The following is a 19,134-nucleotide window of genomic DNA, read 5'->3' on the forward strand; positions in this document are numbered from 1 at the left end:
CATGCACCCGCCCCTTCTTTTTGTCCGATGAGACGCTTATGTCCCTTTCGATGAAGTTGCGTATTGCAAGCCTCGCCGGCTTGCTCCTCAGTCCGCTGGCCCAGGCGGACTTTTCCATTCCAGGGTTTGAATTGGTGCATACCGTGCCGGTGGACACCACCCTGGACACTGGCGACCTGCGCCAGACCGGCGCGGTATGGATCGAGTTGTTCGACGGCGCGAAAAGCCGCATTGATATCGGCCAGTTCTACGCCGCCGATCATCCCGGCTCGGTGATGGACAAGGTCATCGAACACCTTGAGGCTGCCGGCAAGCGCGGTGTGAAAATCCGTTTCCTGCTGGAAGAAAAAGGCATCAAGTTATCGGAAGCCGCCACCCTGGAACGCCTGCGTGCGATTCCCAACCTGACCTTCCGTGTGCTGCCCTACGGACAACTGAGCGGCGGCATCATCCACGCCAAATACCTTGTGGTGGATGGCAAGCAGGCCTTCATCGGTAGCCAGAATTTCGACTGGCGCTCCCTGGAACATATTCACGAAACCGGGCTGCGGATCACGGACGAGACGGTGGTGGGCCAGGTCCAGGCGATCTTCGATCAGGACTGGCAAGCCCAGGCCGCCCTCGCCGACAAGCAACCGGTGCCGCTGCCAACTACCGGCCAGCAACCTACACGTGTCGGCAATTACCTGGTGGCCAGCCCGCAACGCTACAACCCGCCCGGAGTAGGCGACTCACAGCTGGAACTGCCACGCCTGCTGGGCGAAGCAAAAAAACAAGTCCGCGTGCAATTGCTCGACTATGCGCCGCTGTCCTACGGCCCGGATCGGACCCGGCCGTACTACGCGGTGATCGACAACGCCGTGCGCGCCGCAGCTGCCCGCGGGGTGTCGATCAAACTGATGGTGTCCAACTGGAACACCGACAAGCTGGAATTGCCCTACCTCAAGAGCCTGGCAGTGCTGCCCAACGTCGAGATCAAGATCGTCACGCTGCCCGAGGCCAAGCAAGGCTTTATCCCCTACGCGCGGGTGATCCACAGCAAGACCATGGAGATCGACGGGCAAGTGGCGTGGATCGGCACCAGCAACTGGTTGGGTGGTTACCTGGATAACTCGCGCAACCTGGAGGTGGTGATGCGCAGTGAAGCAATGGCCAGGCGTGTGGGGCAATTGCATGAACAGTTGTGGGACGGGCCCTACGCTAGAGCCTTGAACGTGACTGATGAGTACCCCGCGCCCCATCCTGGCCAGCATTGACCTGGGGCACCTGAGTAATGGTAGTGTGTGAAAATGTTTCTGTCTTATCCGTCAGAAACGCCCTACTCACTACCTGCAAAGGAATGCCTCTCACCATGCACTTCCCCCTGAAAAAACTGGTGGTTGCCACCCTGTTCGCTACCAGCCTTGTGGCGGTCACCACCCCTGCGCTCGCCAACATCAGCGCCGAACAAAGCGCGGCCATCCTGAAGAGCTTCAGCGACACGTCGGTCACCGATTTCCGCGGTTTCCTCGGCACCCTGGCCAAGGGCGACCTGGGCAAGAGCAGTGACGTCGGCCCGGCTATCAGCACCTTTCTCGACAACAAGCCCCTGAACGCCGGGCAGCAGAATGAAATCAACCGCCTGCTAGGCATCTACACCCGGGCGAAGTACGGCAAGGCGGCCCTGGAAACCCTGCGCGAACTGGTGGAGATCCCGACGTTCAACGTAGACGGTCTGCCACAGTACAAAAACCCGGAATTCCTCAAGATCGCCGACAAGATCCAGGCCCTGGCCAAGTCCTTCAACCTGAACTTCCGTAACGTCGATAACCGTGTGTACGAAATTTCCCTGGAAGGCAGCGGCGATGAAGTCGTCGGTGTACATGCCCACGCCGATGTGGTGCCGGTGACCCCGGAGAATTGGGTACTGCAAGACGGCACCAAGCTCGACCCGTTCAAGGTCACGCTGATCGGCGACCGCATGTATGGCCGTGGCACCGAGGATGACAAGAACGGCATCGTCGTGACGATGTACGCCATGAAGGTGATCAAGGAAGAAAAGTTGCCACTGGCGCGCACGTTCAAGCTGCTGGTGGACACCACCGAGGAAACCTCCGGTGACGCCATTCCTTACTATTTCGAACGCAATCCCGTGCCGCAATACAACCTGGCGCTGGATGGCGGCTACCCGGTAGTGATCGCCGAAAAAGGCTCGGGCACCGTCATGGCCACCTTCCCGGTGCGCAAGGGCGAAGGCCAAGGCGCAGAAATCATTGCGATGACTGGCGGCAAGGCCACCAACCAGATTCCTTCCGCCTCGGTTGCCACGCTGGTCAGCGATAAACCCGCTGAGTTGGCCGCCAGCCTGCAACAGGCCGGGGCTGACTATGCCAAGCGAAATGGCGGCAATTTCAAGGTGACCGCCCAGGTCGACGGCAAGGACGTCAAACTCACCGTCACTGGCGTGTCTGCCCACTCCTCCGAACCTGAATCCGGGATCAACCCGGTGGCACGCATGCTGGAGTTGATCCACAGCCTGGACGGCAAGATTGCCCTCAAGCACAACCACATCACCGACGCCGCCCAGTATGCGGCGGACAACTGGGGCCTGGACTACCTGGGCGGCAAATTGGGCGTGGGCTTTGCCGATGACTTCATGGGGCCGCTGACCACCTCGCCGACCTTTGTCGGCCTGGATGACAAAGCCTTCAAGCTGGCGGTCAACCTGCGTGCGCCGAAGGGCAAATCACCGGAAAAACTCAAAGCCGAAATCGCCGAGAAGTTGAGCGCCTGGGACAAACGCACCCAGGTCAAGGTGGACTTTACCTACTCGCTGGATACGCCGATGTACCGCAACCCTGAAGGTGAATGGGTCAAGGCCTTGCTGGCGGTCGCCACGGAAAACCTCGGCATGGAGCACAAGTTTGGCACCTCGGCCGGCGCGACCTCCGTGCATGACCTGCCCAATGGCGTGCAATTCGGCCTGGCGCGACCTGAAGAGAAGTACACCGGGCACACCGACGGTGAGTTCAAGACCGTCGAGCAGTTTTTGCTGGACCTGCAGATTGTCACTGAAATGATCGGCCGAGTTGGCCAACTGCCCAAGCTCTAAGCGCAATGGGAGCCCGCCGCAATGGCGGGCTCGTCAGGCTTGCAGCATCAGCATATCCTCAAAAAAACCACCAACCGGCTCCGTGGGATGGCACAGCTGGATTTCCAGCACCCAGGCCATCTCACTCGGTGGGATTTCCAGCTCTGCCAGCACCTTGCTTTCGAACAGCGCATGGGGAAAATCCGCAAGGCGGTGCCCTGCGAGGTTGCGCGCCAGCCTCCAGCCCTTGGACTCGGCGCTCTGCTCGGCGAAGTCATAAAGTTCACGTCCGGTCAGCCCGCGTAGCCAGGCTTCACGGGTTTCATCAAATACTTCATGCAGGGCTTTTGTACAGGCCAGGTGCAACGGCCAATCACCGAACACAAAGGTGTCGCCATAGTCGCCTTCGTAGCCATCCCACACCGGGCCCAGGTCAACCACGGCGATGTCCGTGGCGCGCAGCCTGCGTTGACGGTCAATGCCTTCACGGGGTGGGCGCACCGTGTCGGCGCCAAAGCGAATGTAGGTTGGATGCCAGGTGTGGGACGCGCCCATGGCGTGCAGTTGCTCGGCCGCCATATCGAGGGCTTCGCCGGTGGTCATACCCACCTTCAGTTGGCTGGCGATCGCCGCCAGGGCGCGGATGGACTGCTCGCGTGCGGCGAGCATGCCGTCCAGCGAGTAACGTGGGCCGACTTTTTCCCAGACTGGGTCCAAAGGTTTGGAGAGCGTTCCCGCACTCGAGCGGCCACTGGGCACAAAGGCTTCCGCGACAAACCGGTGGCTGGGCAGGCCCGCTTCAAGACAATCCGCACGTGTCTGGCTGATCATCGCGCCGTTACCGCAGGCATAGACCTGGGCAGCCTGCCAGTGATGCCCATGACTCAGCGCAACTTCCTGCACCCGACCCTCTGAGGCCAGTACCGGATGCCAGTGAAAACGCGGGTGGTCCATGACCATCCTGTCCAAAAACAAACGGTCATAAAAATCTGCCGGCTGCGCACCGCCCCAGTACAACGTCACCTCCACATCGCGTTTCAAGGCGGTCAGCAGAATCGGCTTGATGCCTGCGTAACCCGTGCCCGTGGCGAACAGCACGACCGGCGCACCGTCATCGTCCTGCCAGGTGCAGGCACCAAAAGGCCCTTCCAGTTGCAACAGGTCGCCGGCTTCAAGGGCGCCCAGGAAAGTCTCGGAAAACAGCCCGCCGCTCACCCGACGAATCTGGAACACCAAGCGCCCATCGCTTTCGGCCGGCAGGTTGGCTATCGAGAAACAACGCGAGTCACCGTCGACCAGGCGGAACTTGACGTACTGTCCCGCTCGCACCGCCAGCGGCATATCCGGCATCAGGATCAACTCGATGACATCCGGACTGAGCGTGCGCTTGTCCAGCACCGTTGCCTCGACCACGAGCGCGGGCGTGGCCAGCGACCAGCCGGGAATTTCCAGGCGCATGTCGGAGCAGGCATGGCTCTGGCACAACAGTATTTCATTGGCTGCCAGCGGGTAGGACGGCGCCGGGGCGCCCGGGTCCAGTAGCTTGGCACGGTGCGCACCATCGGCCACCACCACCTTGCACGACCCGCACGCGCCACGCCGGCACGAAAACGGCACGGTCAAGCCGCAGGCGAGCATTGCATCCAGCAACAGTTCATCACCGGCTTCAAAGGTTTTCCCCGAGGGGGCGAGTTCGATGACATAGCGTGTGTTCATAAGGACCTCGGGGCAAGTGAGACCTGATTGTTGCGCTAGACTAGGCCCATTAGAACCTCCAGATTTGGATAATTCAGATGGTCCAGATGCGCAAATGGCGCCCCTTGCTCAAACTCGACGAAGATACCCACCAGGCGTCCTACCGCAAGATTGCCGAGGGCCTGGTCACTGCCATCCTCGAAGGCCGCCTGGCGCCTGGGACGTTGCTGCCGGGCACGCGGGAGATGGCGCAGTTGCTCAACGTCAACCGCAAGACCGTGATCCTGGCCTACGAAGAGGCCATGACCAAAGGCTGGCTGATCAGCGAGCCGCGCCGTGGCACCTTCGTCAATGCGCAATTGACGCCCAAGCCCATGCCCAGTGCTGCGCAACCGTCCTTCGCGCCGCCGCTGCTGGAGCAGCCGGTGGTGCCGTATTTCACCCACAACGCCCAAGTGGTCGCTCTCCAGCATCGACATGGCGCGCTGTTTTTCGACAATGGCACCAGCGATCACCGCTTGCTGCCCCAGGCCGTCTTGCATCGCTACTATCGCCATGCATTGCGCAACAGTTTTGCCTCCAACACCTTGCGCTACGGCAGTGAGGGCACCGGTTACCATTTGCGCTGGGCCCTGGCCGACATGCTGCGAAATAATCGAGGATTGACAGTGAATGCCGAGAATATCTGCCTGACCCAGGGCACCCAGATGTCGCTGTACCTGAGCGCAAGCCTGCTGCTCAAGCCAGGCGATGTGGTGCTGGTGGAGCGTTTGAGTTACCCGCCGGCGTGGGAGATTTTCCGAAAACTCGGCGCGCAACTGGTCACGGTCGACATCGATGATGAAGGTTGCCGCACCGACCAGATCGACCGTTTATGCCGCGAACATGACGTGCGCATGATCTACCTCACGCCCCACCACCAGTTCCCCACCACCGTGAGCTTGCATGCAGCACGCCGGCAACATCTGCTGGCACTGGCTGCGCAACATGGTTTTTGCGTGATCGAGGAAGACTACGATCACGAATACCATTTCAGCGGCCGCCCTTACCTGCCGCTGGCCAGTGACCGCGCCCAGCGCCATGTGATCTACATCGGTTCGTTATCCAAGGTGCTGGGCTCAACGTTTCGTTGCAGCTACATCGTGGCGCCCACCCAAGTGATTGAGGTTTTGCAGCGCAACGCCGCATTGATGGTGGGCGATGCCGATGGGGTGGCGCAGGCCATGCTGGCGGACTTGATCAATGACGGTGAGTTGAAAAAGCATCTGCGCCGCGTCTCGAAAGAATACCTGGCGCGCCGAACTGTGCTGCGCGATTGCCTGGACCAGGCATTCGGCGATCGCATCCAGGTGCGCGAGCCTGAGGGCGGGTTGGCGCTCTGGGTACGCTTGGAGGAAGGAATAGACGTGGATCGCTTGGTAACCACCGCCCTGGACCATGGGCTGGTGGTGCGCAGCGGTCGTCAGTTTTCACCCAACGACCGCCCGGAAAATGCGCTACGCCTGGGCTTTGCATCCCTGGACCGGGATGAAATCGCGCAAGCCACCCAGCGCTTGGCCCAGGCGATGAAAGCGATGGACATGGGGTGAAGCGACTTACCCCGCGGCCCCCAGGAACGGCAGTGCCAAGTACAGCTTGATCACCATCGCATTGGTGATATCGATGAAGAATGCCCCGACCATCGGCACCACCAGGAACGCAATCTGCGACGGCCCGAAGCGCTGGGTCACGGCCTGCATATTGGCAATCGCCGTGGGTGTGGCGCCAAGCCCGAACCCGCAATGACCGGCCGCCAATACCGCCGCGTCGTAATTACGGCCCATTACCCGGAACGTCACGAAAATCGCAAACAACGCCATCAACAGCGCCTGCGCAGCCAACAGGATAACAATCGGCAAGGCCAGGGCCGCCAGGTCCCAGAGCTTGAGCGACATCAGCGCGATCGCCAGGAACAACGACAAACTGACATTGCCCAGTACCGACACTTCGCGATCAAACACCTGATGCCAGCCGAGAATCGACAGCCCATTGCGCAGCACCACACCGACGAACAATACGCACACGAAGGTCGGCAATTCGAAGGCAGTGCCTTGGATAGCACTATTGAGCAAAGTGCCGGCCTTCAGGCTGATCGCCACCAGCGCCAGGGTCTCGATAAACGAAAACGCCGTGATCAAGCGCTCCTGATTGGGCTGTTCGAACCCCTTGGGCAAGAGCGGCTGCGGTTGCCCGACGCCTGGCACTTCGACCCGTTTGATCAGCAAGCGCGCCACGGGGCCGCCAATCAGCCCACCGAGTACCAGGCCAAACGTCGCCGAGGCAATTGCCAACTCAGATGCTGAAGCCACGCCATATTGCTCACTGAACACCGCGCCCCAGGCCGCGCCAGTGCCATGTCCGCCAGATAATGTCACCGAGCCGGCCAACAAGCCCATCAACGGATCCAGGCCAAGCGCCGTGGCCAGCGCGATACCCATGGCGTTTTGCAACACCAGCAGCGCGGTTACCACCAGCAGGAATATAGCCAATATGCGCCCGCCCTTCTTCAGGCTGGCGAAGTCTGCGTTAAGGCCGATAGTGGCGAAAAACGCCAACATCAAGGGGGTTTGCAAAGAGGGGTCGAAGCGTACCTCGATATCGGCCAACCCGCGCAATGCCAGGAGCAGCAGGGCGACCAGCAAACCACCGGCGACCGGTTCGGGAATATTGTAGGTGCGCAAAAAGCTGATCCGCGCCACCATCCATCGCCCCATCAATAGCACCAGCGAAGCGGCCACCAGGGTTGAATAAAAATCGAGTTGAAGCATCTGGGCAGTTCTCTGAAGTGAGCAAGGAGAATGGGTGGCCAGAGTAGAGAGCCCGACAGAGAAACGCACCTCCCCCACAAAAAGTACAGATTATCCCTACATGTTTGACAAGAATGTCCTACGACGAGCTGCGCTTTTGATAGGAAAGACGGCACATGAGGCTATCCACGATACCGTCGCAACAAGGGCCAGTTGGCGGCGAGGGCTCCGGGCTCATAGTCGCGCCCCTCGACCCGCACAAGGTCAGGGAACTCAAGTAGCAATGCACGGTTGCCCCTGCCGATGTGCTCCATCACTGCCAGGGTAATGTTCTCGCGCACCATGCCCGTCGAGACGTAATACATGGCCCAGGCTTGTTCGGGCGTACAAAGGCCGATCTGCTCTTCAATCTCTTTGTATGCCTTATAGTCGTCCGACTCCAGATAGCCCTGATCAACACCTTGACGCATGCTGTCTCCCTCCCCCGGCCACCGCCCTGTGGTCAGCCGGCCAATAGTTCTACCCTCACGTACCGCTCTTGACCTTGGTCCACACACGGGTGCGGATGCGCTCGGCCTTCAGCGGCAAGGGCTCGAGTGGAACCAACGTTGCCATGGTCTTTTTATCGGGATAAATCCACGGGTTATCCCGCAGCTTCTGCTCGACGAACTGCGTGGCATCTTTATTGGCGTTGGGATAGAGCATGTAGTTGGACGTCTTGGCGATTACCTGAGGCCGCAGCATGTAATTGATAAATTCCAGGGCGGCCTTGGGGTGTCTGGCATCTTTGAGCAGCACCCAGTTTTCAGACCAGACCAGTGCCCCTTCCCGAGGCAGGCTGTAGGCAATCCTGCGTCCGCTGTTGGACTTTTCATTGATCGCCTGCGCCGCCAGGGCACCGTTGGCCCAGCCTACGACGGCGCAGATATTGCCGTCGGCCAGATCGGCGTCGATGCGAGAAGAGTCGAAATAGAGGACGTAGGGGCGGATTTTCAACAGCAGGGCCTGGGCCTTCTGGTAATCCTCGGGGTTGGTGCTGTTGCTCGGGAGCCCGAGGTAGTGCAAGGCAATCGAAATGATCTCGCTGGGCGAGTCAAGCATGGCCACGCCACATGCCTTGAGCTTGCTGATGTTCTCTTCCTTGAAGATCAGGTCCCAGCTGTTCACCGGGGCATCCTCACCCAGTGCCGCCTTGACCTTATCCACGTCGTAGCCAATGCCGGTGGTGCCCCATACGTAGGGTATGGCATAGCGATTGCCGGGATCATTGACCGCCAGCAGAGCGAGGATATCGGGATCGATGTGCGACAGATTGCTCAGTTGCGAGCGATCCAGCGGCTGCAACACGCCGGCCTTGATCAGCCCGGGCAGCACATTGGAGGTGGCCACCACCAGGTCATACCCGGTGCGTCCGGCCATCACCTTGCTCTGCATGATTTCTGCGCTGTCGAAGGCGTCCATGTGCAACTTGATGCCGGTTTCCTGCTGGAATTCCCTCGGGGTCTGCGGCTCAAGAAACCCGAACCAGTTATACAGATACAACGAAGATTGGGCGGCGCCTGCCGGTGTACTGATTGCGGCTCCCAGCAGCGAGGCTAAAAAAATAGCTCGCAAGTGTGATCGACTCATATGACTATCCTTGTCCACCCGACATGCCTTCATGGCTATCGTTAGTTCGGGGTGAATATACCGGGCATGGTTGAATAGTAAATACCTAGAAATACTTAGCCCTGGCCTGCCAATCCCTAACCCTAAAGGGGTAGAACATGTCGCTTGATCTTCATAGCCTGGCCTGGCATCGATCCGTCGGGAAACTGATCATGCAGCTCAATCGGCCAGAATTCTGGAGCTCATTGATTCGTGTATTGAATGAATACGTGCAGATAGACAATTGGGTTGTATTGGTTTTCGGCGATCACTCTGTGCGTGTAATCAGCCTGCCTGAGGTAGCTGACAGCGAAGAGGTTGACGCCTTTATTCATCGATATGTGAAAGGTCTTTATCTACTCGACCCGTTTTATATCGCTGATCGAGAAAACCCGCAGAGCGGCTTCTTCCATCTGCTCGATATTGCGCCGGAACACTTTCTTGAGACCGAGTACTACCATCAGTATTTCGCGCAATTCATTTCCGTCGATGAGGCGCAATACAACGTACGCCTCGATGCCGACAGAACCTTGTGCATGTCGTTTGGCAGCAACGTGCGGTTCACACAGGCGCAAGTTACCATGCTCGACATGATCAAGCCGTGGGTGACGGCGATGATGCACCAACGCATGTGCTTTGAAATCGACCAGGAAAAGAACATCGCCGAGCCGGCCCCCTGGGCTGAAACCATTACCCAGCTGGAAGCACAGATAACCGCTCGCGAAAAAGATGTTCTCAAGTTGCTGCTCAGCGGCTTTTCCAACAAGGAAATCGCCGGGAAGCTGTCGCTGTCGACGGAAACCATCAAAGTCCACCGCCGCAACATCTATAGCAAGTTGAATATAAAGTCGCAGTCCGAGCTGTTTGCGCGGTTTTTTATGCCAAGACAGGAGGCGCCTGCGGGCACTTGAGTGCTGGCAGTACGCGGGTGAGGTAAATTCAGCACACACAAAAACGCCGATCATTACTGATCGGCGTTTTCGTTGAATATGGAGCGGGAAACGAGACTCGAACTCGCGACCCCGACCTTGGCAAGGTCGTGCTCTACCAACTGAGCTATTCCCGCAAATGGCGTCCCCTAGGGGACTCGAACCCCTGTTACCGCCGTGAAAGGGCGGTGTCCTAGGCCACTAGACGAAGGGGACACGCTACTGAAACACATGGTGTGTATTTCAGTGCCCAGAGGCCTCATCCGAAGACTTGGTCCTGGTTTCACTCAATGCCGCCCTAGGGCAACACTGCTTAAAAATTGGAGCGGGAAACGAGACTCGAACTCGCGACCCCGACCTTGGCAAGGTCGTGCTCTACCAACTGAGCTATTCCCGCATATGGCGTCCCCTAGGGGACTCGAACCCCTGTTACCGCCGTGAAAGGGCGGTGTCCTAGGCCACTAGACGAAGGGGACACACGTACAACATTCACTCCCTACCGCGTTTCGCTGTGTGCTTTACGCTGTAAGTGGCGCGCATTCTATGGATGGATTGAAAGGTCGTCAACCCCCAAGGATAAATTTATTTAAATCAATGACTTCGCCACCCTTTGCAGACCTTCCCGGGCTTTGTCGGCGTCCGAGCCTTGGCGCCTATATTCTGGCGCCCGCCAAGACGTTATAGTTCACCCGGGCAAATGATGGCAATGTGCATCCACGCAGGGCACGCCTACCTATATAGAAGAAAGTACCTGGGCAATTGGTCGATCAATCCTATCCGCCGGCTGACCCAGTCACTACACTCCACAGCAAACCCAATAAAGAGGTCACACCGGTGACACCACTCATGATCACCCTGCTGGTAATAGCCGGGATCGCAATACTGATCGCCATTGGCTACATGAACCACGTGGTGGAAAACAACAAGCTGGAAAAGAAGCGCACTGAGATCGAGCTTAATGATCGATTGCGTCGCTGCGGTGAAATCACCGAGACCTTTCCCGGCCAACTGATGACCCCGGCACTCAAACTGTTACTGACGCGCCTGGAGCTGAACGTTACCCAGCGCCTGTTGAACCTCAACAAATCCAGCGCGCCATTCAAGGCACGTATCGCCGAGCTGAATGCGCTGATCGCCCAGGGCGAATCGATTCCAGTGGCCAACCCACCGGCACCGATCCAGACCGAAGCCAAGGCCAAGGACGTACGCTTTTTGCTGGAAGCCTTGCACGGCCAAGTCACCCGTGCAGCCCAGGACGGTTTCCTGCCGACCAACGAGGCCAAGCACTGGATCAAGGAAATCCGTCATATCCTGGTGCTGCTGCATATCGAGTTCTTCAACAACCTCGGCCAGCATGCCCTGCAGCAAGGCCAACCGGGCCAGGCGCGCCTGGCCTTCGAGCGCGGCGTGCAGTACTTGCGCAAACAACCGGAGCCGGTGCTCTACAGCGCGCAGTTGCAGCTGCTGGAATCACAACTGGCGCGCGCCAACTCCACGGTACTGACCAACAGCCAGCCCGCCGAGAACGAAGTCAACGAGTTGACCGAGGGGCTGAAGGTCGTCGACGCCGATGCCGAGTGGAAGAAGAAAGCTATCTACGACTGACAGCCCAGGTAATAACGTGGAGCAAAGGCGATTTACCTGGTGTAAGACGATCCAAATGTGGGAGGGGGCTTGCTCCCGATGGCGGTCTGGCAGCCCACCAGGATGTTGGAGTTTGATCGAGTACATATCCGTTTTTGGGTAACGGCCACTATTGGTTCCGCCCTTACGGCGGCTCACTTTTGAAAAGCCGGAATGCCGGCCCAGGCAAAAGTAAGCAAAACGCTCTTGCCCCACCACTCGGCACCTCGCCCAGGCTCGGTGTGACCGTAATCCGCCATGGATTTGGGGGGCCGCCGCCACGCGCCATCCATGGCGCGGGGCGGCTAAACCGGCATCCCTGCCGGTTTACCCCCCAAATCCCTGTCGAATTCCGGCCAGCATGGTTTGACGGGGCGCCTAAGATCAAGGTCAAAAGCAGATCAAGATCAAGAGCGTCTCGACTCGCTTCGCATCGTGGTTACCGTCGGCTGCTACACAGCTGTGTAGATACCTATGGCTATCGGGGGCAAGCCCCTCCCACATTTGGATCGCGGGGCATCAGTTGGGGAGCGCCCTCACTCCACAGGCCATCACTTTGCACCTATCCCCCCGCCCACAACTAGCGTAAAAAAGTGCCCCTCACTCCGTGAAGTTAGAGGCCTGTTATGCCTGTTGCCGTGATTGATGGACAACCGCTGCATTATCTCGACCAGGGCACCGGCCCGGTCGTGCTGTTGGGTTCAAGCTACCTGTGGGCCAGCGACATGTGGGCGCCGCAGATTGAAGCGCTGTCGCAGCAATACCGGGTAATCGTTCCCGAGCTGTGGGGCCATGGTCAGTCGGGCACACTGCCGACGCAAACCGGGTCCCTGGATGGGCTGGCCCGCCAGGCCCTGGCGCTGCTCGACCAACTGAACATTGAGCAGATCAACCTGGTGGGCCTGTCGGTCGGTGGCATGTGGGGCGCACGCCTGGCGTTGCAGGCTTGCGAGCGCGTCAACAGCGTGGTGCTGATGGACACCTACCTCGGCGCCGAACCCGAAGCGACGCGCCAGTACTATTTCTCGCTGTTCAAGATGATTGAAGACGCCGGCGTGATCCCTGAACCGTTGCTGGATGTGATCGCACCGATCTTCTTCCGCCCGGGCATAGACCGTGAATCGGCGCTGTACCAGGATTTTCGCAAGTCCCTGCAAAGCTATTCCAGGGAGCAACTGCTGCAAAGCATCGTGCCCCTGGGACGCTTGATCTTCAGTCGCGAAGACATCCTGGCGCAACTGCCACGCCTGGATTCCGACACCACCCTGGTGATGTGCGGGGAGCAGGACAAACCCCGGCCGCCCGCCGAGTCCGAGGAAATGGCCGACCTGATCGGCTGCGACCTGATCCTGATCCCCGAGGCAGGGCATATCTCCAGCCGCGAGAACCCGGAATTCGTCAATGAAGCCCTACTGACCTTCCTCGCCACCCACGCCTGATCGCCCTGCCTATTGATCGCAGTGCCATTGCTGCGATCAAAGGCGGAAATGCCCCACCATGCCCTTGAGTTGCACCCCTAACTGCGCCAGTTGCAGGCTCGATGCGGCATTGCCCTGCATGCTCAACGCTGAATGATCGGCACTGGCTCGGATACTGGTGACGCTACGGTTGATCTCTTCGGCCACCGAGCTTTGCTCCTCGGCGGCGGCGGCAATCTGTTGGTTCATCTGCTGGATCAGTGACACGGCGGCGGCAATGCTGCCCAGCGCACTTTCGGTTTCCAGGGCATCACCGACCGCCTGCTTCACCAGTTCGCCACTGTGCTGGATCTGTTGCACCGACGCCTGCGCCGCACTGCGCAAGGTGCTGACCAGCCGCTCGATTTCCTCAGTCGATTGCTGGGTACGCTTGGCCAGTGCCCGCACCTCATCGGCCACCACGGCAAAGCCACGACCCTGCTCACCGGCACGCGCCGCCTCAATGGCAGCGTTCAAGGCCAGCAGGTTGGTCTGCTCGGCCACACTGTTGATGACGCTCAATACGCTGCCGATATTCTGGATTTCTGCACTGAGGCCCTCGATGCTGGCGCTGGCGCTGCTGCTCGACGCCGCCAGTAATTCGATACGCTGCAAACTCAGGCGCACCACCTGCTGGCCGCTGTCGACCTTGTCATCCGCCGTCTGCGCGGCTTGGGCGGCCTGCTCGGCGTTGCGCGCCACATCATGCACGGTGGCGGTCATCTGATTCATCGCGGTGGCGACCTGCTCGGTTTCCTCCTTCTGGCTACTGACCTCAAGGTTGGTCTGCTCGGTGACACTGGACAACGAATGCGCGGAACTGGCGAGTTGTTCGATACCGGCCTGCAACCCGCGCACGATCTGGCTCAAACCACTGCCCATCTGCTGCATCGCCTGCATCAGTTGGCCGATTTCATCACGGCGGCTGACCTCCATGCGCCCACTCAGGTCACCCGCGGCAATTTGCTGGGCCACCGCAATCACGCTGCGCAGCGGCGCCACGATCAGCCGAGTGATCACCCATGCCGCGATCAAACCCACCAGCAAAGCCAGGGTGGATGAGCCGATGATCAGCATTGCGCTGTGCTGCAACTGCAACTGCATCGACTGGTCTTCGGCGGCATACGCCTGGTTGACACGACTGACCACGTGCTCGGCGCGGTCGTGCAGTTGCGTGTAGACGAGTTTTTCCTGGGCCAGCAGCCCGGTGTACTCGCCAAGTTTTTCACTGAACGCCGCGATGTGCCCGGCGACTTCGTTGAGGACGGTCTGGTAGCCGGGGTCCTTCACGCTGACTTTGAGCTTCTCGACTTCGGCCAACGCCTGGTCGGCCTGTTCGATCCTGCCCTGCCCGGCATCATCTGCGTCAGCCTTGCGGCTCTGGTCCAGGCGCACCCGTGCCTCGTTCATGGCTTGCAGCATCAAGCGCGACACCTGGCTGACCTGCCCCGCCTGTTCGATAAACTCGTTGCCCTCCTTGCCTTGGCTTTCCTTGAGACCATAGGCACCGTCGTCCGCCAGGCCGGCCTGCAACACGTCCAGGTTGTTCGCCACGCTGGACACTGACCAACTGGCCATTTCCAGCGCCAGGTCCTTGGTCTGATTCAGTTCGACGAACTCATCGAACGCCTTGCGGTACGCCGCCAAGGCTTGCTCAACGTCAGTCATTACTTGCTCGTTGGCCGCAGACCTGGCCTTGAGACTGGCGGCCTGCGCCGCCAGCGCCTCAACACCTGCATGCAGGTCGTCAACGGCCTTGGAGTCGGCGTGCAGTGCGTAGTCCTGCTCGATCAAGCGCACCTTGAGCAAGCCGCTGTTGAGTGAAGACATGCTGGTGAGCCCGTCGAAACGCTGGCCGACGGTTTGCAGCGACCACACACCTATCGCCGCCACCAGCGCCGTGAGCAGGAGTACCAGGCTAAAGCCCAAACCCAGTTTTTTTGCCATGCCAAGGTTGGCGAAACGTCGTTGCACGCCCGAAATCATTGCCTTGAATCCTCTTGCGATGGCAAATGCCATAAGCCAGGTTTACAAGCAGTGAGATTGGCAATCCCCGAGTGCTTAGCACAAGCGGCTGACGCCGGAATAATGGCAAAAAGCTACACGTGCGTCGTTTTCAGAATGGTCGAGGTCGATCTGGCTGGGCCCATGGCACGAAACAGCGCCAATGCGCGCTGATCGGCCGCATAGGCCACATTGATACGCAGCCACTCGCTGCGCTCGCCGGTCGGACTGAACAGCCCTCCCGGCGACAGCAACACCCCCAGCCGCCGGGCGCACGCCTGCAAGCGTGCAGAGTCTGCCAAGCCAGGTCGCGCCCACAGGAACATGCCGCCAGCGGGGACCGCAAACACCTGCCACTCTTCATCTTCGAGCACCTGCAAGGTCGCGGCCATCTGCGCGTTCAGCCGCTTGCGCAGGCGCTGCACCCACTTGCGGTAAGTGCCGTTGCTCAGCAACGTTGCCAACATGGCTTCGGCAAAGCGTGAGGTACCAATCCCCGTCAGGGTCTTGAGGTGGGCCAATTGGGTAATGGTCGCGGCATTGGCACAGAGGTAGCCCACGCGCAAAGCACTGCTCAGGGTCTTGGAAAAACTCGAGACGTAGATTACCCGGTCATCGTGGGGCAACGCCGACAAACGCGTGCAACTGGCATGTTGCAGGTCGCCGTAGACATCCTCCTCGATGATCAGGAAGTCGTGATCCCGGGCCAGCTCCAGCAAACGCTCCGCGACCCTGCGGCACAGACTGGTGCCGGTGGGGTTGTGATAGAGGCTGCTGATAAACAGGCACTTGGGCCGATGGGTTTGCAGCAACACTTCCAACGCCGCGATATCCGGGCCGCCCCGGGTACGTGGCACCTCCAGTAGCCTGACCCCCTGAAAGGCCAATTGACGATAGAGGTTGCCGTAGCCTGGCGTCTCGATTACCACCTCATCACCGGCCTTGAGCAGCGTGCGTATCAGCAGATCCTGGGCATGACTGGCACCATGGGTGGTGAGGATACGGTCCAGGCTGGTGGGTACCTGGATCTGAGTCAGGCGCTTGAGCAGCTGTTCGCGCAGCGCGGGCAGCCCCAACGGCGTGCTGTAGTTGAACAGGCCTGCGGTGTCGGTACGGCTGACTTCGCGGACTGCATAGCTGATGTCATCGCTTTCACGCCAGGCGTCGGGCAACCAGCCGCACCCCAGTTTCAGCTCGCCCAAGGGGCTGTCGGTGAAGGCGCCCCAGCCCTGTTCCGCACCTTCGTACCAGTGGTTTTCGTCGGCAGCCGGCGGTTGCGCCACCACATACCCCGAACCGTGCCGCGAGGCCAGCAGGCCGTGGGACACCAACCGTTCGAATGCCTCCATCACGTTGGACTGGCTCAACAGGTTGTCGAGGGCCAATTGCCGAATGGACGGCAAGCGTGTTCCGGGGCTTACCCCATTCTTGCGAATCCATTGCGCCACTGCGCTGACGATTTGCTGAACCACCGGTACCTGGGCTTGTCGATCGATCCCTAAATCCATGAGCCACTCACTTCAACTGTCTGTAAACCTAAAACAGTTAAGCACAGAAGCCGGTCAAAACTCGTCGCCAACATTTATTAAAGTATTGATTTTATTGAATTATTTACCTAGTGATACATATTCGGGCACGGCACTTTGCCTGCTCTGGAAACCCCTCACAGCAGGTCACTCACTTTTCGAATTGGACATGACGTGAAGTCCTAGATCGCCGTCGCACCGCCGTCCACCGCCAGCGCCTGGCCAGTGGTAAACGCCGCACCATCACAGCACAGGTACAGCACCGCGCTGGCGATTTCCTCGACCTTGCCAATGCGCCCGACCGGGTGCATTGCCGCAGCAAATTCGGCCTTGCGCGGGTCAGCCTCGTAGGCACGGCGAAACATGTCGGTATCAATGACTGCCGGGCAGACCGCGTTCACCCGGATGTTCTTTTTCGCGTACTCAATGGCTGCCGACTTGGTCAGGCCGATCACCGCATGCTTGGACGCGGCATAGATGCTCATCTTCGGCGCCGCCCCCAACCCCGCTACCGACGCCGTGTTGACGATGGCCCCACCGCCCTGGGCCAGCAGCAACGGCAACTGATACTTCATGCATAACCACACGCCCTTGACGTTAACCCCCATGATGGCGTCGAACTCGTCCAGGCTGCCGTCGGCCAGCTTGCCTTTCTCGATCTCGATCCCTGCGTTGTTAAAAGCGTAGTCGAGCCTCCCGTAGGTGGCGACGGTCTGCGCCATCAGTTGCTGCACATCGGATTCAAGCGTGACGTCGCAGCGCACAAAAAGCGCCTCGCCACCGGCCTCCCGGATCAGTGCGACGGTGCCCTCGCCGCCCGCCGCATCAAGGTCGGCGACCACCACCTTCAAGCCTTCGGCGGCAAATGCCAGCGCGGTGGCACGGCCAATACCAGCGGCGGCGCCAGTGACCAGGGCGACCTGGCCGGAAAACGTCATGCTCATGGGAAGCGTCCTATGGGGAGTAGCGGTGGAGCGAGTCTAGCCAACGCTGGGAGCAGCGCGTCAGCACTATCAGAAGGCCGGTTGGGACAGCATGAATCGCAGTGATAACCTGAGCCGGGTGATTATCAGTGAGGCCTATCGACGGGCATTCGTCACCCACTGATAACCTTGCCCTACCGCCACTGAAGGTCTATCACTCAGGATTCATTTCTAAAGAGTCCTTGCCATGACCGCCCAGACCAACCGCCAATTTCTTCTCGCCAAACGCCCGGTCGGCGCGGCCACGCGGGAAACCTTTACCTACCAGGAAGCACCGGTGGGCACGCCCGCCGATGGCCAGGTGCTGGTGCGCAACGAATACCTGTCCCTCGACCCGGCGATGCGTGGCTGGATGAATGAGGGCAAGTCATACATTCCACCGGTCGGCATCGGTGAAGTGATGCGTGCCCTGGGCGTCGGCAAAGTGATCGCCTCCAACAACCCGAAGTTTGCCGTGGGTGACTATGTAAACGGCGCACTCGGCGTGCAGGATTATTTCCTCGGCGAACCCCGTGGCTTCTATAAGGTTGACCCCAAGCTTGCGCCCCTGCCACGTTACCTGTCTGCCCTGGGCATGACCGGCATGACCGCATACTTCGCGTTGCTGGAGACCGGTGCGCCGAAAGCCGGCGACACCGTGGTGATCTCCGGCGCCGCGGGCGCCGTGGGCAGCATCGCCGGGCAAATTGCCAAGATCAAAGGTTGCCGTGTGGTGGGGATTGCCGGTGGCGCCGACAAGTGCAAGTTCCTGGTGGATGAACTGGGCTTTGATGCCGCCATCGACTACAAAAGCGAAGACGTGCCCGCGGCTCTCAAGCGCGAGTGCCCCAAAGGGGTGGACGTGTATTTCGATAACGTCGGCGGCGACATTCTCGACGCGGTGCTCAGCCGCCTGGCGCTGAAAGCCCGCGTAGTGATTTGCGGCGCCATCAGCCAGTACAACAACAAGGAAGCCGTCAAAGGCCCGGCCAACTACTTGTCATTGCTGGTCAATCGCGCACGCATGGAAGGCTTCGTGGTGATGGATCACGCGGCAAACTTTCCGGCGGCCGGGCAGGAAATGGCCGGCTGGATGGCCCAGGGCAAGCTCAAGAGCAAGGAAGATATTGTCGAAGGGCTGGAGACATTCCCGGAAACGCTGATGAAGCTGTTCAACGGCGAGAACTTTGGCAAGTTGGTTCTAAAAGTCAGCTGACACATTGTAGATCGAAATGTGGGAGGGGATTTGCGCCCATGGGAAGTAAGCTTGCTCTCTCCTGGAGTCTGACAGCCGACTGGGATGTTGGATCAGACCGAGTACATATCCGTTATTTAGGTTACGGCCACTATTGGTTCCGCTTTTACAGCGGGTCACTTTTGAAAAGAGCCCAAAAGTAACCAAAAGGCTCTTGCCCCACCACTCGGCACCTCACTC

The 19,134-nt window shown here is 59.5% G+C and carries 14 protein-coding genes, 4 tRNA genes and 1 pseudogene; 7 read left to right on the forward strand and 12 right to left on the reverse strand.

The window, feature by feature from the left end; all coding sequences use genetic code 11:
- Window positions 1–38: 38 nt before the first annotated feature.
- Window positions 39–1,256 carry a phospholipase D-like domain-containing protein gene (locus tag KVH01_RS27840; RefSeq protein WP_217883649.1) on the forward strand — a complete coding sequence of 406 codons (1,218 nt, stop codon included), beginning with the start codon at window positions 39–41 and terminating at the stop codon, window positions 1,254–1,256.
- A gap of 95 nt (window positions 1,257–1,351) precedes the next feature.
- Window positions 1,352–3,091, forward strand: coding sequence for a dipeptidase (locus KVH01_RS27845; protein WP_217883650.1), 1,740 nt, complete (start codon window positions 1,352–1,354; stop codon window positions 3,089–3,091).
- A gap of 33 nt (window positions 3,092–3,124) precedes the next feature.
- On the opposite strand, the gene KVH01_RS27850 is transcribed toward KVH01_RS27845, so the two are convergent.
- Entirely contained in the window at window positions 3,125–4,786 is a 1,662-nt protein-coding gene (locus tag KVH01_RS27850) for a M24 family metallopeptidase (protein ID WP_217883651.1), read from the reverse strand.
- A 77-nt stretch (window positions 4,787–4,863) separates the two neighbouring features.
- Between KVH01_RS27850 and pdxR the strand changes: the two genes are divergently transcribed.
- Entirely contained in the window at window positions 4,864–6,354 is a 1,491-nt protein-coding gene (gene pdxR / locus KVH01_RS27855; RefSeq protein ID WP_217883652.1) for a MocR-like pyridoxine biosynthesis transcription factor PdxR, read from the forward strand.
- Between the two features lie 6 nt (window positions 6,355–6,360).
- Here the strand turns inward: pdxR and gltS are convergent, their stop codons facing one another.
- The 3 genes from gltS to KVH01_RS27870 all read right to left on the reverse strand — a co-directional run bounded on the left by gltS (window position 6,361) and on the right by KVH01_RS27870 (window position 9,180).
- Window positions 6,361–7,572 carry a sodium/glutamate symporter gene (gltS, locus tag KVH01_RS27860; protein WP_217883653.1) on the reverse strand — a complete coding sequence of 404 codons (1,212 nt, stop codon included), beginning with the start codon at window positions 7,570–7,572 and terminating at the stop codon, window positions 6,361–6,363.
- A 161-nt stretch (window positions 7,573–7,733) separates the two neighbouring features.
- On the reverse strand, window positions 7,734–8,021 hold the full coding sequence (locus KVH01_RS27865) for a hypothetical protein (protein WP_225924407.1): 288 nt from the start codon (window positions 8,019–8,021) through the stop codon (window positions 7,734–7,736).
- A 55-nt stretch (window positions 8,022–8,076) separates the two neighbouring features.
- A complete protein-coding gene (locus tag KVH01_RS27870; protein WP_217883654.1) occupies window positions 8,077–9,180 on the reverse strand; it encodes a polyamine ABC transporter substrate-binding protein in 1,104 nt (367 codons plus the stop codon).
- A gap of 137 nt (window positions 9,181–9,317) precedes the next feature.
- On the opposite strand from KVH01_RS27870, the gene KVH01_RS27875 reads away from it, so the two are divergent.
- Window positions 9,318–10,109: a helix-turn-helix transcriptional regulator gene (locus KVH01_RS27875; protein WP_217883655.1), complete on the forward strand. Its 792-nt coding sequence runs from the start codon at window positions 9,318–9,320 to the stop codon at window positions 10,107–10,109.
- Window positions 10,110–10,188: 79 nt separating this feature from the next.
- On the opposite strand, the gene KVH01_RS27880 is transcribed toward KVH01_RS27875, so the two are convergent.
- From KVH01_RS27880 to KVH01_RS27895, 4 genes are all read right to left on the reverse strand, one after another.
- Window positions 10,189–10,264, reverse strand: a tRNA-Gly gene (locus tag KVH01_RS27880).
- A 3-nt stretch (window positions 10,265–10,267) separates the two neighbouring features.
- Window positions 10,268–10,343: transfer RNA gene (locus KVH01_RS27885), tRNA-Glu, on the reverse strand.
- Window positions 10,344–10,448: 105 nt separating this feature from the next.
- Window positions 10,449–10,524 (reverse strand) — tRNA-Gly (locus KVH01_RS27890).
- Between the two features lie 3 nt (window positions 10,525–10,527).
- Window positions 10,528–10,603, reverse strand: a tRNA-Glu gene (locus KVH01_RS27895).
- 358 nt (window positions 10,604–10,961) lie between these two features.
- Between KVH01_RS27895 and KVH01_RS27900 the strand changes: the two genes are divergently transcribed.
- Both KVH01_RS27900 and KVH01_RS27905 read left to right on the forward strand, forming a co-directional pair.
- Window positions 10,962–11,732 (forward strand): hypothetical protein, encoded by a 771-nt coding sequence (locus KVH01_RS27900; protein WP_217883656.1) that lies wholly within the window; start codon window positions 10,962–10,964, stop codon window positions 11,730–11,732.
- A gap of 644 nt (window positions 11,733–12,376) precedes the next feature.
- Window positions 12,377–13,189 (forward strand): alpha/beta fold hydrolase, encoded by an 813-nt coding sequence (locus tag KVH01_RS27905; protein ID WP_217883657.1) that lies wholly within the window; start codon window positions 12,377–12,379, stop codon window positions 13,187–13,189.
- A 36-nt stretch (window positions 13,190–13,225) separates the two neighbouring features.
- Here the strand turns inward: KVH01_RS27905 and KVH01_RS30730 are convergent, their stop codons facing one another.
- From KVH01_RS30730 to KVH01_RS27920, 4 genes and pseudogenes are all read right to left on the reverse strand, one after another.
- Window positions 13,226–14,107 (reverse strand): methyl-accepting chemotaxis protein, encoded by an 882-nt coding sequence (locus KVH01_RS30730; RefSeq protein ID WP_404822112.1) that lies wholly within the window; start codon window positions 14,105–14,107, stop codon window positions 13,226–13,228.
- Window positions 14,087–15,226, reverse strand: a pseudogene (locus KVH01_RS30735) (HAMP domain-containing protein); the annotation flags it as partial. The gene KVH01_RS30730 and the pseudogene KVH01_RS30735, both read right to left, overlap by 21 nt.
- An 80-nt stretch (window positions 15,227–15,306) precedes the next feature.
- Window positions 15,307–16,719, reverse strand: a complete 1,413-nt coding sequence (locus tag KVH01_RS27915) for an aminotransferase-like domain-containing protein (protein ID WP_217883659.1) — start codon at window positions 16,717–16,719, stop codon at window positions 15,307–15,309.
- A gap of 200 nt (window positions 16,720–16,919) precedes the next feature.
- The gene (locus KVH01_RS27920; protein WP_217883660.1) at window positions 16,920–17,681 is read right to left on the reverse strand and encodes an SDR family oxidoreductase; all 762 of its coding nucleotides are present in this window, start codon (window positions 17,679–17,681) and stop codon (window positions 16,920–16,922) included.
- Window positions 17,682–17,907: 226 nt separating this feature from the next.
- Here KVH01_RS27920 and KVH01_RS27925 point away from each other — a divergent pair, with 226 nt between their 5' ends.
- Window positions 17,908–18,915 (forward strand): NADP-dependent oxidoreductase, encoded by a 1,008-nt coding sequence (locus tag KVH01_RS27925; RefSeq protein WP_217883661.1) that lies wholly within the window; start codon window positions 17,908–17,910, stop codon window positions 18,913–18,915.
- Window positions 18,916–19,134 lie beyond the last annotated feature (219 nt).

It is taken from the genome of Pseudomonas khavaziana (assembly GCF_019145205.1).
Classification (GTDB): Bacteria; Pseudomonadota; Gammaproteobacteria; order Pseudomonadales; family Pseudomonadaceae; genus Aquipseudomonas; species Aquipseudomonas khavaziana.

What these genes read in the sequence shown, in the direction of transcription:
- KVH01_RS27925 (WP_217883661.1), top strand. Translation starts at nt 17,908, where the DNA reads ATGACCGCCCAGACCAACCGCCAATTTCTTCTCGCCAAACGCCCGGTC.
- KVH01_RS27865 (WP_225924407.1), bottom strand. Translation starts at nt 8,021, where the DNA reads ATGCGTCAAGGTGTTGATCAGGGCTATCTGGAGTCGGACGACTATAAG.
- KVH01_RS27845 (WP_217883650.1), top strand. Translation starts at nt 1,352, where the DNA reads ATGCACTTCCCCCTGAAAAAACTGGTGGTTGCCACCCTGTTCGCTACC.
- KVH01_RS27920 (WP_217883660.1), bottom strand. Translation starts at nt 17,681, where the DNA reads ATGAGCATGACGTTTTCCGGCCAGGTCGCCCTGGTCACTGGCGCCGCC.
- KVH01_RS27850 (WP_217883651.1), bottom strand. Translation starts at nt 4,786, where the DNA reads ATGAACACACGCTATGTCATCGAACTCGCCCCCTCGGGGAAAACCTTT.
- KVH01_RS27840 (WP_217883649.1), top strand. Translation starts at nt 39, where the DNA reads ATGTCCCTTTCGATGAAGTTGCGTATTGCAAGCCTCGCCGGCTTGCTC.
- KVH01_RS30730 (WP_404822112.1), bottom strand. Translation starts at nt 14,107, where the DNA reads ATGCAGGCGATGCAGCAGATGGGCAGTGGTTTGAGCCAGATCGTGCGC.
- KVH01_RS27875 (WP_217883655.1), top strand. Translation starts at nt 9,318, where the DNA reads ATGTCGCTTGATCTTCATAGCCTGGCCTGGCATCGATCCGTCGGGAAA.
- pdxR (WP_217883652.1), top strand. Translation starts at nt 4,864, where the DNA reads ATGGTCCAGATGCGCAAATGGCGCCCCTTGCTCAAACTCGACGAAGAT.
- KVH01_RS27915 (WP_217883659.1), bottom strand. Translation starts at nt 16,719, where the DNA reads ATGGATTTAGGGATCGATCGACAAGCCCAGGTACCGGTGGTTCAGCAA.
- KVH01_RS27870 (WP_217883654.1), bottom strand. Translation starts at nt 9,180, where the DNA reads ATGAGTCGATCACACTTGCGAGCTATTTTTTTAGCCTCGCTGCTGGGA.
- gltS (WP_217883653.1), bottom strand. Translation starts at nt 7,572, where the DNA reads ATGCTTCAACTCGATTTTTATTCAACCCTGGTGGCCGCTTCGCTGGTG.
- KVH01_RS27905 (WP_217883657.1), top strand. Translation starts at nt 12,377, where the DNA reads ATGCCTGTTGCCGTGATTGATGGACAACCGCTGCATTATCTCGACCAG.